The sequence below is a fragment of the Burkholderia sola genome (assembly GCF_905400185.1).
Lineage (GTDB): Bacteria > Pseudomonadota > Gammaproteobacteria > Burkholderiales > Burkholderiaceae > Burkholderia > Burkholderia sola.
Genome location: NZ_FR989675.1, coordinates 1085005 through 1098962, shown reverse-complemented (window position 1 = coordinate 1098962; position 13958 = coordinate 1085005). Strand labels below are relative to the sequence as shown.

The window sequence follows — 13958 nt, the reverse complement described above, 5'->3', positions numbered from 1 at the left end:
GCCCCGCGCCGTTCCCGCCCGGCGTCTGCCGCACGCGAAACCCGCGCCCCGGCACCCTCCTCGCGCCACCGGCCACGAACCCGATACGCCTTGCGGCGCAGTCCGACTGATGATCACGCAATCCTCGCCCGCCTCCCGAACCGCACCCGACCCCGATGCCCCGCTGTCGCTCGCCGACGCGCAGGCACTCGCGTGCCGCTTCGCGGTGCCCGTCGACGCGTGCGATACGGTGGCGCTGCGCGAGGCGCTCGATCGCGTGCTCGCGGCCGACGTGAGCGCGCCATTCGACATTCCCGCGTACGACAACTCGGCGATGGACGGCTATGCGTTCGACGGCGGAGCCGCGGCACTCGCGTCGGCGCAGGGCGAGGTCGCGATGACGGTTGTCGGCACCGCGTTCGCCGGCCATCCGTTCGACGGCGCCGTGGCGGCCGGTGCATGCGTGCGCATCATGACGGGCGCGCCGATGCCGGCCGGATGCGACACGGTGATTCCGCAGGAACGCGTTCGCGTCGACGGCGACGCGATTCGCTTCGCCGCGCACGACGTCGCGCGCGGCGCGAACTGCCGCAAGGCCGGCGAGGATCTCGCGCGCGGCACCAGTGCGCTCGCCGCGGGCCGCATTTTGCGGCCGTCCGATCTCGGCCTGCTCGCGTCGTTCGGCATCGTCGACGTCACGGTGCGCCGGCGCGTGCGCGTCGCCGTGTTCTCGACCGGCGACGAGTTGCGCGAGCCCGGCGAACCACTCGGCCGCGGCGCGCTGTACGACAGCAATCGCGGGATGCTGATCGCAATGCTCGAACGGCTGCACGTGGACGCGATCGATCTCGGGATCGTCCGCGACGACCCGGCCGCGCTCGAAGCCGCATTGCGCGACGCCATCGCCGCGCAGGCCGATGCGGTGATCACGTCCGGCGGCGTGTCGGTCGGCGAAGCCGATTTCACGCGCGACGTGATGGCCCGGCTCGGCGACGTGACGTTCGCGAGCCTCGCGCTGCGACCGGGCCGCCCGCTCGCGTGCGGTACGCTCGCCCGCGCGGCCGACGACGCCGGTCACGCGCTGTTCTTCGGCTTGCCCGGCAATCCGGTCGCGTCTGCCGTGACGTTCCATGCGATCGTGCGCCCCGCGCTGCTGACGCTGGCCGGCGCGCGCACGCCGCCGCCGGCCATGTACACGGCGCTCAGCACGCAACCGTTGAAGAAACGCCCCGGCCGCACCGACTACCTGCGCGGCATCGCGACGCGCGCCGCCGACGGTCAATGGCACGTCGTACCGGTCGGATCGCAAAGCTCGGCGTCGCTGAGCGGTCTCGCGGCCGCCAACTGTTTCATCGTCCTGGGCCACGATTCCGCGGCAGTCGACGCGGGCGCCCCGGTCGACATCCTGCCGCTCGACGGCCTGATCTGAATTCCAATCGGTATATTTCTACGGGGGCAATCCGCACATGAAGAAACAAATCTCGTCGATCGCCGCGGGGCAGACCGCCAAGGCGCTGATCCTCGTCTACCTGACGTTCAGCGTGCCGATCGTGCTGCTCGGCATTCTCGTTGCGTATATCCGTTACGGGATGGTCGAGTTGAGCACGATCCTGAGCGCACTGCTGCTGAACGCGATCCTCGGTTTCGTGCTGCTGTGGATCGCGTGCCATGCGTACAACTGGGTCGCATCGCGCTTCGGCGGCATCGAGATCGTGCTGTCCGATCCGCCGGAAGAAGCGTGAGCGGCACGCCGCTGATCCGCGCGGCCGACACGCGCGACGTCGGCACGATCCTCGCGCTGATGCGCGAGCTGGCCGAGTTCGAAAAGCTCACCGAGCTGTTCGTCGCGACCGAAGCCGATCTCGCCGACGCGCTGTTCGGCGAGCATCCTGCCGCCGAGGCACGCGTAGCCGAACAAGACGGCACGATCGTCGCGTACGCGCTGTTCTTCCACAACTATTCGACGTTCCTCGGCCGCCGCGGGCTCTATCTCGAGGATCTGTACGTGCAGCCGTCGCAGCGCGGCACGGGCCTGGGCACCGCGATGCTGCGCCATCTCGCGGCGCTCGCCGTCGAGCGCCGTTGCGCGCGCTTCGAATGGTCGGTGCTCGACTGGAATCAGCCGGCGATCGACTTCTACGAGAAGATGGGCGCGACCGTGCTGCCGGAGTGGCGCATCGTGCGCGTGACGGGCGACGCGCTGGACACGCTCGCCGCGCATTGAACGCGAGCCGGCTGCGCCGGTGACCGCTGCAAAGGAAAACGGGCGCCCGTTTCTTCTGTCCGACAGTTGCCAGCAACGCGCGTCACGCGTCGTCCGCGTCGGCGCCTTCGGCCTCTTCCGCGCCGAGCAACCCGGCCGCCGTATCGCCCGGCAACGCCTCGACCTGCTTCAGCTTGCGGTTCATCACACGTGTGCGCTGCTCGGCGGACTCGATCGAGCGCGTGACCGTTTCGAGCTGCGCCTTCGTGCGCGCGAGCACGTCGCCGAACTTGCCGAACTCCGTCTTGACCGCGCCGAGCACCTGCCACACCTCGCTCGAACGCTGCTCGATCGCGAGCGTGCGGAACCCCATCTGCAGGCTGTTGAGCAGCGCGGTGAGCGTGGTCGGCCCCGCGACCGTCACGCGATAGTCGCGCTGCAGCAGGTCGGTCAGCCCCGGGCGGCGCAGGATCTCCGCATAGAGCCCCTCGGTCGGCAGGAACAGCAGCGCGAAATCGGTCGTGTACGGCGGCGCGACGTACTTCTCGGCGATCGTGCGCGCTTCCATCCGCACCCGCGCCTCGAGCGCACGCGCCGCCTCCTCGACGGCCACCGCGTCGGCACGCTCCTGCGCGTCGATCAGCCGCTCGTAGTCTTCGCGCGGGAATTTCGCGTCGATTGGCAGCCACACCGGCGACGCGTCGCGCGTGCCGGCGTCCCGCCCCGGCAGCCGGATCGCGAATTCGACGCGCTCGGTACGCTTCGGCACCGTCACGACGTTCTTCGCGTACTGGTCGGGCGTAAGCATCTGTTCGAGCAGCGCCTCGAGCTGCACTTCGCCCCAGGTGCCGCGCGTCTTCACGTTGGTCAGCACCTTCTTCAGATCGCCGACGCCGGCCGCGAGCGTCTGCATCTCGCCGAGCCCGCGATGCACTTGTTCGAGCCGGTCCGACACGAGCTTGAACGATTCGCCGAGCCGCTGCTCGAGCGTCGCGTGCAGCTTCTCGTCGACGGTGCGGCGCATCTCCTCGAGCTTCGCCGCGTTGTTCGTCTCGATTTCCTTCAGCCGCTGTTCGAGCGTCGCACGCACCTCGCCGATCCGGCGGTCGTTCGCCTCGGTCAGTTGCGTGAGCTGCCGGTTCAGCGTGTCGCCGAACAGCCGCAGCGCGCCCGTTTGCTCCTCGCGTGCCTGCTGGGCCTGGCGCTGCACGCTCTCGCGCATCGCGTCGAACTGCTGCGCGTTGCCGGCGACGAGCTTGCCGAGCTGCTGCGCGAACCCCTCGATCTGGTTGTTCTGCACGGTCGCGACGCTCGTCAGTTGCGCGGCGAGTGTCTGCTGCAACTGGGCGAAGCTGCCGGCCAGCTCGGTACGCGAGCCGCGTGCGGTCTCGACGATCTCGCCGCGCAATTCGCGTTCGAGCCGCTCGACCGCGCGCGCCTGCGCATGCGCGGCGTCCTCGATCTGGTCGCCGAGCACGGCCGCGTCGTCGTGGCGGCCGCCGCCGCGCACGAGCGCGACGATCGCCACCGCGAGCGCGACGGCCAGCACGACGACCGCCGCAAGCAACAACGTCGTCGTCATGCGCGCGGCTTCCCGATCACGTCAGGGTTGATCGGATTCGGCGGCTGCCCCGCACGCGGCCCTTCGCCCAGTGCGGCGATCAGGTTGTCGGCGGCGAGATTGGCCATCGCGCGGCGAGTCTTTTCGGTCGCGCTCGCGATATGCGGCGTCAGCACGACGTTCGGCACCTCGAGCAGCGCCGGATGCACGCTCGGCTCGCCCTCGTACACGTCGAGGCCGGCCGCGGCGATCGTCCCGTCGCGCAGCGCGGCGGCCAGCGCCGCGTCGTCGACGATCCCGCCGCGCGCGATGTTGGTCAGCGTCGCGGTGGGTTTCATCTTCGCGAGCTCGGCCGCGCCGATCGTGTGATGGTTCTCCTTCGTGTACGGCAGCACGAGCACGACATGATCGGCGCGCGCAAGCAGCGCATCCTTCGACACGTATTCGGCATCCAGCTCGGCCTCGATCTCGGGCGCGACGCGCGACCGGTTGTGATAGATCACCTGCATCCCGAAACCGCGCGCGCGGCGCGCAAGCGCCTGGCCGATACGGCCCATCCCGATCACGCCGAGCGTCGAGCCGTAGATGTCGGTGCCGAGGAAGCCGTCGTACGCCCACTTCCGCCAGTGACCGGCGCGCAGCCAGTGTTCGGATTCGGCGATCCGGCGTGCGGCGGCCATCATCAGCGCCCAGCCGAAATCGGCGGTCGACTCGTTCAGCACGTCGGGCGTGTTGGTGCCGAGCACGTTCGCCGCGTTGAACGCGGCCATGTCGAAGTTGTTGTAGCCGACCGCCATGTTCGCCACGACCCGCAGGCGCGGCGCCGCCGCGAGCGTGGCCGCGCCGACCGGGTCGCCGGCCGTCAGCGCGCCGTCCTTGTCGGCCAGACGCGCGGCAAGCGCGTCGGGCGCGAGCGCATCGCCGTCGTTCCAGTCGACGTCGAAATACTGCTTGAGCCGTTCGATCACGTCCGGAAAGATCGGACGCGCGACCAGGATCTTCTGCATCGCCATCTCCGCATACCGCGGACGGATCGCGGCGCGCGATGCGCCGCCGGAGCCGCCCGCTCGGGGTTGAAAAACGTCAGCTTACGCCGTGAAGAAAAGCCACGACGTCAGCAGGAATACCGGTATCAGCACGACGAGCGCCCAGCCGAGGTACGCGAAGAAGCTCGGCATCTTCACGCCGCGCGATTCGGCGATCGCCTTCACCATGAAGTTCGGCGCGTTGCCGATATAGCTGTTCGCGCCCATGAACACCGCGCCGGCGGAAATCGCGGCGAGCGTCGACGCGCCGGTCGTCATCAGTGTCTGCGCGTCGCCGCCCGCGAGGTTGAAGAACACGAGATAGGTCGGCGCGTTGTCGAGGAACGACGACAGGATGCCGGTCGCCCAGAAGTACATTGCGTCGACCGGCTTGCCGTCGGGGCCCGTGACGAGATGGACGATCTGCGCGAACGCGCCGTCCGCACCCGCGCGCAGGATCACGATCACCGGCGCGATCGTCACGAAGATGCCCGCGAACAGCTTCGCGACTTCCTCGATCGGCGCCCAGTTGAACGCGTTGCCGTCGCGCGCGGAACGCGGCGTCAGCGCGAGCGACGCGAGCGTCACGACCACGAGCGCGACGTCGCGCACGAGATTCTGCAGCGCGACGTGCGTGCCCCAAACGTCGAACGAGATGCCCGGCTTCCACACGCCGCTCATCAGCACGAGCGCGATCACGGCCGCCAGCAGCACGAAGTTGATCTTGCCGTCGATCGACAGCGCCGCGCCGTCGGGCGTCGGATCGAGCGCGGCCGGCCGCTCCTCGCCGCCCTTCCGGTAGAAGTACGTATCGAGCGCGAAGAACAGCGCGAGCAGCACCACGCAGATGAACAGCATCGGCAGCGCGAGATGGGTGGTCGTCCAGAAGAAGCTCACGCCGTTCAGGAAGCCGAGGAACAGCGGCGGATCACCGAGCGGCGACAGCGAGCCGCCTGCATTCGCGACGAGGAAGATGAAGAAGATCACGACGTGCACGACATGCTTGCGGTTGTCGTTGGCGCGCAGCAGCGGCCGGATCAGCAGCATCGCGGCGCCCGTCGTGCCCATCACGCTCGCGAGCAGCGTGCCGAGCGCGAGGATCGCGGTATTCAGCTTCGGCGAACCGTGCAGGTTGCCGTTCACGCAGATGCCGCCCGCGACCGTATAGAGCGCGGTGAGCAGCACGATGAACGGAATGTATTCCTCGAGCAGCGCATGCACGAGCGTGCCGAACGCGGCGCCGGCGCCGAACGCGACCGCGAACGGCGCGAGAAACACGATCGCCCAGCCGGCCGCGATCTTGCCGAAGTGGTGATGCCAGAACACCGGGGCGATGAGCGGGAACAGCGCGATGGACAGCAGGATCCCGGCGAACGGGATGCCCCAGAGCGCGGACAGCGTGGCACCGTCGAGCGTGGCGGCCGATGCGAGCGCGGGAGTGGCGCCAAGCGCGATTCCCGACGCCATGCCCGCCCAGGCGGCATGTCGTTTCATGCGGAACTTCCTTGTTCGAGTAACTGTGAATGCGGCGGGCGCGTCATGCGCCCCGTACGACGATCGCGTGCACGCGGTACGGGCCGTGTGCGCCCAGAATGATCGTTTGCTCGATGTCGCCCGTGCGCGATGGGCCCGACACGAAATTGACCGCGCGCGGCAGCTCGCCGCGCTCCGCGCGAATCAGCGCGAACGCGTCTTCATGACCGGCGACGATGCGCGACGCCGGCACGATCGCGATGTGGGTTTCCGGCAAAAGACCGGCCGATGCGTAAGTGTCGGGACCGGACAGCAGCACCAGCGACCCCGTTTCGGCGGTCGCGCAGAAGCAGCCGGTCAGGCCGACGAGATCGCCGTCGCGCGGCTTGCGGCACTCGACCGACAGGCCGGCGCCGGCCCAGTCGAAATCGGCCAGCGTGCGCCATGCGACGGCCTGCGTCGGCAGACCCTGAGCGGCAAGATAGCGGGCGGCGGCGGCAGGCACGTCGGCCAGCGTCGCGACTTCGTCGACCGTGGTCGACAGGCGCCCCGCTTCGTCGACGAAAGCAGCGACGAGGTCGGCCGGCGCCGGCGGGCGCGGGCCCTGCGGATGCCGCGCGAGATAGTCGGCGACGCCGTCGCGCTCCGCTGCATCGGGTTCGGCCGCGCGCCCCTGCGCCGCGCGAATGCGCGCGAGGATCTGGCGACGGGCGGCGGAAGTGTCCATGAACGGTCCTCGTGACGTTGGCGTGCAATACGTCGGATTATACCGGCCACCCCTGCCGCGACACACCTTCGGCCGAACGGCCAACGCCTACTTCGACGCGTCTTCCTCGACCGGCTGCGCGATGCCGAACACCTGGCGCAGGTACGCGAGATAGGCCTTGTCGTCGCACATGCTCTTGCCCGGCGAATCCGACAGCTTCGCGACCGGCTGGCCGTTGCAGCGAACCATCTTGATCACGATCTGCAGCGGCACGTAGCCGAGATCGTTGGTGAGGTTGGTGCCGACGCCGAACGCGAGCTTGCAGCGGCCGCGGAACCGTTCGTACAGCTGCATGACCTTCGGGATGTCGAGCGCGTCCGAGAACACGAGCACCTTAGTGCGCGGGTCGCAGCGGTTCGCCTCGTAGTGGCGCAGCATCCGCTCGCCCCAGTCGAACGGATCGCCCGAATCGTGGCGCGCGCCGTCGAACAGCTTGCAGAAATACATGTCGAAGTCGTTCAGGAACGCGTCCATCCCGTAGACGTCCGACAGCGCGATCCCGAGGTCGCCGCGATATTCCTTCGCCCACATCTCGAAGCCGTAGATCTGCGAATCGCGCAGCCGCGGGCCGAGCGCCTGGCACGCCTGCAGGTATTCGTGCGCCATCGTGCCGAGCGGCGTGATGTCGTGCTTCATCGCGTACAGCACGTTGCTCGTGCCCGCGAACTGCGGGCCGAGCCCGTCGCGCAGCGTGAGCGCGACTTCCTCGTGCCAGACCTTCGAGAAGCGCCGGCGCGTGCCGTAGTCGGCGATCTTGCAGTCGGCGAATTCGGGCTTCGCGCCGAGCAGCTTGATCTTCTCGCGCAGCCGCTCGCGCCCTTCGCGATAGTCGGGCTCGCGCTGCGTGTTGCGGAAATAGACTTCGTTGACGATCGCGAGCACCGGGATCTCGAACAGGATCGTGTGCAGCCACGGCCCCTCGATCACGACGTCGATCTCGCCGTTGCCCTTCGGCGACGGCGTGATCGAGATGTACTTCTCGTTCAGGTGGAACAACGCGAGGAAGTCGACGAAGTCGCTCTTGATGAAGCGCATCCGCCGCAGGTAGTCGAGTTCGACGTCGGAAAAGCGCAGCGAGCACAGGCCGCGCACCTCGTCGCGAATCTCGTCGATGTACGGCACGAGATCGACGCCGGGCGTGCGGCAGCGGAACCGGTATTCGACGTTTGCAGCGGGAAAGTGATGCAGGACGACCTGCATCATCGTGAACTTGTAGAGATCCGTGTCCAGCAGCGAAGTGATGATCATGATGACGGCAGCGCCAATATCGTGACAGGGCACCGGCGCACCGCGCGCCGCCCGGTCTGTCGGCCATGTTACCCGAATGCGGGCCCGACCATCGTGAAACCGGCCGCCGCCTTGCCGTATCGTGCCGGTGCCTGGCGTACGGGTATCCGTGTCGCGCGCCCCATAAACTAATCACGAAACGATATAAGCCGGATAGCCGACCTCGTCATGCGGGTTTGGCGCTTCAGTTACAATGCCGCTTTTGGCGCAAACGCCACCCCATATACCGCCAAGCAGGAGCGTTTTAATGACTCACGTTGTGACCGAAGGCTGCATCAAGTGCAAATACACGGATTGCGTGGATGTGTGCCCGGTGGATTGCTTCCGTGAAGGTCCCAACTTTCTCGCCATCGATCCGGACGAGTGCATCGACTGCGCCGTGTGCGTCGCCGAATGCCCGACCAATGCGATCTATGCCGAAGAAGACGTTCCGGGCGACCAGCAGCAGTTCACCGAGCTGAACGCCGAGCTGGCGAAGAACTGGCCGTCGATCACGAAGACCAAGCCGGCGCCGGCCGACGCGGACGAATGGAAGGACGTGCAGGACAAGCTGCACCTGCTCGAGCGCTGATCGCACGGCGGCGACCGCAAAAAATTTCATGCGTCGCGGCTTCGAAGTGTTGACAGGTTAGCGAACACTCCATACAATCTCGTTTCTCTGCTGTTGCTTGTTTGTTCCCCGATAGCTCAGTCGGTAGAGCGCCGGACTGTTAATCCGTAGGTCCCTGGTTCGAGCCCAGGTCGGGGAGCCAAAAACGCAAAAGCCCGTTGAAAGTGGACGGGTTTTTTGTTGGAAAACATAGCACGCAGATGTACCGATTTATTCCCCGATAGCTCAGTCGGTAGAGCGCCGGACTGTTAATCCGTAGGTCCCTGGTTCGAGCCCAGGTCGGGGAGCCAAATAGCGAAAGGCCCGTCATTCGACGGGCCTTTTGTTTTTCCGGCCCCCTTGTCCGCCTTCCTGCGTTGCGTGACCCGGTCATGCGCATGCTAGAGTCTCTGTCCCGCATCCGCATCCGGTTCCGTCGATGAAGCATCGCCTCCTCCGTTTCGCCCCCGCCGCCCTCCTGCTCTCCGCCGTCGCCGCCGCACCGCTCGCGCACGCGGAGGAAGTCGGCAGCGTCAACACCCATTTCCGCGTCACGGGTTCCGATCGCGTGGTCGTCGAGGCCTATGACGATCCGGTCGTGAACGGCGTGACCTGCTACGTGTCGCGCGCGCGCACCGGCGGGATCAAGGGCACGCTCGGCGTCGCCGAGGATCCGAGCGAAGCGTCGATCGCGTGCCGGCAGGTCGGCCCGATCAGCTTCAAGGAACCGCTCAAGCAGCAGGCCGACGTATTCAGCGAACGCATGTCGTTCATCTTCAAGACGCTGCACGTCGTGCGCGTGGTCGACAAGAAACGCAACACGATCGTCTATCTGACCTACAGCGACCGCATCGTCAGCGGCAGCCCGAAGAACGCCGTCACCGCGGTGCCGATGCCGGCCGGCACGACGATTCCGGTCAAGTAAGCCCGCACCCGCCGGGGGCGCGAGCGATACACTGTCGGTTCGACCGCTCCCGCGCCCGATCATGTCCGCCACCCGCCTTCCCGATTCCGCACGCTACTGGCGCACGCCGCTCGTGCCGGACGCGGACCTGCTCACGGCCACCTATCGCGATCACGCGTTCGCGCCCCACTGGCACGATGCGTACACGATCCCCGTGATTCTCGAAGGCGCGGAACGCTTCACCTATCGCGGCAACGGCTATGTCGCCGAAACGGGCACCGTGCCCGTGATCAATCCCGGCGAAGTGCATACGGGGTCGCGTGCCGCCGACGAGGGCTGGTGCTATCGCGTCAGTTACATGCCGGTGGAATTCATCCGCGAACTCGCGAGTGCAGTCGCGGGCCGCCCGCAGGATCCGCCATGGTTCGCCCCCGGCGTGATCCGCGACGCCGATCTGGCGGCCCGGCTCACGCTCGCGCATCGGATGCTGGAAGCCGGCAGCGAGCGCGCGCTGTCGTCGCATGCGGCCGACGGTCCGGCTACCGACGCGCCGCGCGTCTACGATCCGCTCGCCGCCGAAACCGCGATGCTCGACGCGCTGTCGACGCTGATCGTGCGCCATGCCGACGTGCGGCCGCAACCGGCGCCGCTCGCGGCCGACGAACCGCGCGTCGACGCGATGCGCGAGCGGCTCGCCGCCGATCTGACGTCCGCGGTGACGCTCGACGACGTCGCGCAGGCGGTCGGCCTGTCGCCGTTCCACGCCGCGCGTCTGTTCACGCGTACGACCGGCATGCCGCCGCATGCGTGGCGCAACCAGCTGCGGCTGCAGCGCGCGCTGGCACCGTTACGCGCGGGCGTGCCGGTCGCCGATGTCGCCGCGGCCAGCGGCTTCGTCGACCAGAGCCACTTCACGCGGCATTTCAAACGGATGTTCGGCGTGCCGCCCGGGCGCTGGCAGGCAAGCTGACGCACGGCTTCCCGCCGTCGTCGGTCGGACCGCACCGCGCAGCGACCCGCCGCGCCGGCCGACACTCGGGCACCGACCCCGCTCCCGCGAGCGCAAGAACATACAAGCCGGCCCGCCACCGGCCCGCTATCCTCCAGCTCATGGAGGAGCGCTACTTGAACGAGACACCCGCCTCACCCCCGCGTCGCCCGCTCAACGAATGGCTCGATGGCGCGCGCGACACGATTCCGATGATGATCGGCGCCGCGCCGTTCGGCGTGATTTTCGGCACGCTCGTCGGCAGCGGCCCGCTTGCCGCCTGGCATGGCGCGCTGATGTCGCTCGCCGTGTTCGCGGGGTCCGCGCAGTTCATCGCGCTCGGCCTGATCGCCGGCAGCGCGAGCTTCGCCGTCGTGCTCGCCACGACGCTGATCGTGAACCTGCGCCACCTGCTGTACAGCGCGACGCTCGCGCCCTATGTCGCACACCTGCCGCTGCGCTGGCGCGCGACGCTCGGCGCGTTGATGACCGACGAAGTGTTCGCGGTCGCCTACGGGCACTACCGGCACTACCCGCCCGGCACGATCGGCCCCCACTACTTTTTCGGCTCCGGGCTCGCGATGTACCTGAACTGGCAGGTCTGGACGCTCGCGGGCATCGGCTTCGGCACGGCGTTCCCGGGCCTGCAGTCGCTCGGCCTCGACTTCGCGATGGCGGCGACCTTCATCGCGATCGTCGTCCCGCAGCTCGGCACGCTGCGCTACTTCGCGGCGGCCGCGACGGCCGGCACGCTCGCGTACTTCTGGCAGGGCTGGCCGTACAAGCTCGGGCTGCTCGGCGCGGTCGCCGCCGGCGTCGCGATCGGCGTCGTGCTCACGCTGCGGCACGACCGCACGCGGGCCCGCTCTCGCCCGGAGGCCGCATCGTGAACTACGCGCTGTTGATCCTCGGGATGGCCGTCATCACGTATGCGATCCGCTCGACGCTGTTCCTGTTCGGCGAGCGGCTGACGTTCCCGCCGCTCGTGCGGACCGCGCTCGGCTTCGTGCCGGTCACCGTGCTGACCGCGATCATCGTGCCGATGACCGTCTCGCCGCACGGCGGCACGGCCGAGCTGACGTGGCGCAATCCGCAGCTCGTCGGCGCGCTCGCGGCCGTGCTCGTGTCGGCCGCGACCCGCCGGCCGCTCGTCACCATCGCAGCCGGGCTCGCGGTGTTCTTCCTGTGGCAAGGGGTCGTCATCCCGCACTGGCCGCCTGCCTGAGCGCACGCTCCATCGCGCGCGCTCAAGTTTCCGCGCGGCCCGCCGATATAGGAGAGGAAGACCCGCCACCGGCCCCGGCGCGCATCGGTCAGTCGACGCGGCGCCCGCTCCGGTGCGCCGCGCCGGCGCCGGCTTGCGCGGGCCGTCATCGAGATGATTCATGGGCCAGATCACCCTTTCCCTCAAGGACGACACGCTCGAGTCCCTGCGCAAGGACTACGACGCGTTCGTGCGCGTATCGCTGAAACTCGACCCGCAATTCGCGACGCCGTCGTTCGAGGATTTCCTGCGCGCCAAGCTGCTCGACAACATGGTGCCGCTGACCGAGCACGCCGTGCAGCGGATGCTGCAGGGCGGCCAGTACGCATGGGCCAAGCGCACGCTCGACAAGGAATTTCCGGACGTCGTCGCGATCCTGATGCGGCAGGCCGGCGAATTCGGCTTCGGCTTCGCGTCGCGCTCCGAATGGACGCCCGACGAGCTCGCGAAGGCATGCCGCGACTGGGCGAAGGCGATCGTCGCCGAAGCACAGGGCGACGCGTCGCTGATCGACCCGCTCGCGTCGCAGATCAAGGCGGCGGCGCAGGACATCCAGACGCTCGAGGAACTGATGCAGACGCCCGCGTGGCGGCTCGCGGAATCGCTGCGGCAGCGGATCTACGAGGCCAAGCTCGCATGCGAGATGAGCGTCGGCAGCACCGCGCGCGACAAGCTCGGCGAACTGCGCGGGCTGCTGCGGCTCGGGCTCGCGCACGGCTCGTTCCAGAAGCAGGAAGCGCAGCAGATCATGGAATACCTGCGGCTGCTGAAGCCGGAGATCTTCGTCGAGGAACCGTACGACGTCTTCGCGCGCCTCGCCGCGTGGCTGCGCAGCGTATTCACGCCGGCTGCGGTGCGGCCGGCCCAGGGCCAGGGGCAAGGCCAGCGCCGGCCGTAAGTACGCGTCCCGCTTATTACCCCACGAAAACGGCCCGATTCGCGCAAAGCGAACCGGGCCGCCGGACGATCGCCCGTCGCGACGCGCCGTCCGAAAACACGCGTCGCGACGGCGCCGGACACTGCTTACTGCGTGGCGCCCTGGGCCGATGCGCCGCCCTGCGCGCCGACCGAGGCGCCGCCTTCGGTCGCGTCGTCGGCCTTCTTCTTGGCCGAGCCCGCATGGCTCTTGGCCGACTTCGCCGCATGCTTCGTGTGCTTCTTGGTCGAATGGACGGCCGACGACGTCGTATCCTTCGCGCCATCGGCTGCCGCGCCGACCGCATCGGTCGCGCCGCCCGTCGCATTGCCCGACGCGTTCGCGCCGGCACCACCCTGCACGCCTGCGCCGACACCTGCCGCCGGAGCCTGCGTCTGTACGCCGGCACCCGCCGCGCCTTGCGCCGTCGTGCCCGTCTGGGCGAATGCGGCCGAAGTGGCGAACGCCGTCAGCGCGGCACCGATCAGCATCGTACGAATCTTGGACATGGCAATTCTCCTCACGAAGTTGTGCGCCCGGTCCGCAGCGATGCGGACCGTCGCGTTCCCGCCGCAACACGCAGCAGGTACGACAGAAGACCCGCGGCCCACGCGGCCGGTTCGCGAATCTCTCAGACTGTTACCCACCGTTTCATTTGCTGACGAATCGCTCACAGTCCTTTACAACGTGCGGCGGCGGCCCGCGCTCGCGTGCCGGCCCGCGGTGCCGTATGATGCGGAGCGTTTCCTCCCGCGCACCGCGCACCTTCCTCGTCATGCCCAATCTGGATTTCACGCTGACCGGCGAATACGTCGAGCTGCACAACCTTCTCAAGATCACCGGCCTCGCGGACAGCGGCGGCACCGCGAAACTGATCGTCGCGTCCGGCGCGGTGAAAGTCGACGGCGCGGTCGAGCTGCGCAAGACCTGCAAAATCCGCGCGGGCCAGGTCGTACTGCTCGGCGACACGCGCATCGCGGTACGCGAGGCATAGCGCCCGTTC

General features: G+C 68.2%; 16 protein-coding genes and 2 tRNA genes. 12 read left to right on the top strand and 6 right to left on the bottom strand.

Annotation, left to right across the window (positions count from 1 at the left end):
• Nucleotides 1–109: 109 nt before the first annotated feature.
• From moeA to KR541_RS05145, 3 genes are read left to right on the top strand one after another with little or no spacing between them, the layout of a single operon-like run.
• Nucleotides 110–1408 (top strand): molybdopterin molybdotransferase MoeA, encoded by a 1299-nt coding sequence (moeA, locus tag KR541_RS05155; RefSeq protein ID WP_050011487.1) that lies wholly within the window; start codon nt 110–112, stop codon nt 1406–1408.
• Nucleotides 1409–1445: 37 nt separating this feature from the next.
• The gene (locus KR541_RS05150) at nt 1446–1721 is read left to right on the top strand and encodes a hypothetical protein (RefSeq protein ID WP_006476519.1); all 276 of its coding nucleotides are present in this window, start codon (nt 1446–1448) and stop codon (nt 1719–1721) included.
• On the top strand, nt 1718–2203 hold the full coding sequence (locus KR541_RS05145) for a GNAT family N-acetyltransferase (RefSeq protein WP_050011488.1): 486 nt from the start codon (nt 1718–1720) through the stop codon (nt 2201–2203). Before KR541_RS05150 ends, KR541_RS05145 begins: the two co-directional genes overlap by 4 nt.
• An 82-nt stretch (nt 2204–2285) precedes the next feature.
• Here KR541_RS05145 and KR541_RS05140 read toward each other — a convergent pair whose 3' ends face one another.
• The 5 genes from KR541_RS05140 to pncB form a co-directional block, all read right to left on the bottom strand.
• Entirely contained in the window at nt 2286–3764 is a 1479-nt protein-coding gene (locus KR541_RS05140; RefSeq protein WP_050011489.1) for a DNA recombination protein RmuC, read from the bottom strand.
• Complete coding sequence (locus KR541_RS05135) at nt 3761–4750, bottom strand: 2-hydroxyacid dehydrogenase (protein ID WP_050011803.1); 990 nt, start codon at nt 4748–4750, stop codon at nt 3761–3763. The genes KR541_RS05140 and KR541_RS05135 overlap by 4 nt, the downstream gene beginning before the upstream one ends.
• A gap of 81 nt (nt 4751–4831) precedes the next feature.
• A complete protein-coding gene (locus KR541_RS05130) occupies nt 4832–6262 on the bottom strand; it encodes a sodium:proton antiporter (protein WP_176016901.1) in 1431 nt (476 codons plus the stop codon).
• 43 nt (nt 6263–6305) lie between these two features.
• The gene (locus KR541_RS05125) at nt 6306–6968 is read right to left on the bottom strand and encodes a LutC/YkgG family protein (protein WP_050011491.1); all 663 of its coding nucleotides are present in this window, start codon (nt 6966–6968) and stop codon (nt 6306–6308) included.
• A gap of 87 nt (nt 6969–7055) precedes the next feature.
• Nucleotides 7056–8255, bottom strand: a complete 1200-nt coding sequence (gene pncB / locus KR541_RS05120; RefSeq protein ID WP_050011492.1) for a nicotinate phosphoribosyltransferase — start codon at nt 8253–8255, stop codon at nt 7056–7058.
• A gap of 286 nt (nt 8256–8541) precedes the next feature.
• Between pncB and fdxA the strand changes: the two genes are divergently transcribed.
• From fdxA to KR541_RS05080, 8 genes are all read left to right on the top strand, one after another.
• Nucleotides 8542–8865 carry a ferredoxin FdxA gene (gene fdxA, locus KR541_RS05115; protein WP_011544919.1) on the top strand — a complete coding sequence of 108 codons (324 nt, stop codon included), beginning with the start codon at nt 8542–8544 and terminating at the stop codon, nt 8863–8865.
• A gap of 105 nt (nt 8866–8970) precedes the next feature.
• Nucleotides 8971–9046 (top strand) — tRNA-Asn (locus KR541_RS05110).
• Between the two features lie 72 nt (nt 9047–9118).
• Nucleotides 9119–9194: transfer RNA gene (locus tag KR541_RS05105), tRNA-Asn, on the top strand.
• 128 nt (nt 9195–9322) lie between these two features.
• Nucleotides 9323–9808: a CreA family protein gene (locus tag KR541_RS05100; protein WP_050011493.1), complete on the top strand. Its 486-nt coding sequence runs from the start codon at nt 9323–9325 to the stop codon at nt 9806–9808.
• Nucleotides 9809–9869: 61 nt separating this feature from the next.
• On the top strand, nt 9870–10757 hold the full coding sequence (locus KR541_RS05095) for an AraC family transcriptional regulator (protein ID WP_124557536.1): 888 nt from the start codon (nt 9870–9872) through the stop codon (nt 10755–10757).
• 140 nt (nt 10758–10897) lie between these two features.
• Entirely contained in the window at nt 10898–11665 is a 768-nt protein-coding gene (locus KR541_RS05090; RefSeq protein ID WP_050011495.1) for an AzlC family ABC transporter permease, read from the top strand.
• Nucleotides 11662–12000: an AzlD domain-containing protein gene (locus tag KR541_RS05085; RefSeq protein ID WP_050011496.1), complete on the top strand. Its 339-nt coding sequence runs from the start codon at nt 11662–11664 to the stop codon at nt 11998–12000. Before KR541_RS05090 ends, KR541_RS05085 begins: the two co-directional genes overlap by 4 nt.
• A 160-nt stretch (nt 12001–12160) precedes the next feature.
• The gene (locus tag KR541_RS05080) at nt 12161–12937 is read left to right on the top strand and encodes a DUF4088 family protein (protein ID WP_050011497.1); all 777 of its coding nucleotides are present in this window, start codon (nt 12161–12163) and stop codon (nt 12935–12937) included.
• Between the two features lie 125 nt (nt 12938–13062).
• Here the strand turns inward: KR541_RS05080 and KR541_RS05075 are convergent, their stop codons facing one another.
• A complete protein-coding gene (locus KR541_RS05075; RefSeq protein ID WP_050011498.1) occupies nt 13063–13464 on the bottom strand; it encodes a hypothetical protein in 402 nt (133 codons plus the stop codon).
• 266 nt (nt 13465–13730) lie between these two features.
• Between KR541_RS05075 and KR541_RS05070 the strand changes: the two genes are divergently transcribed.
• Nucleotides 13731–13949: an RNA-binding S4 domain-containing protein gene (locus tag KR541_RS05070; RefSeq protein ID WP_006486208.1), complete on the top strand. Its 219-nt coding sequence runs from the start codon at nt 13731–13733 to the stop codon at nt 13947–13949.
• The last annotated feature ends 9 nt before the right edge of the window (nt 13950–13958 follow it).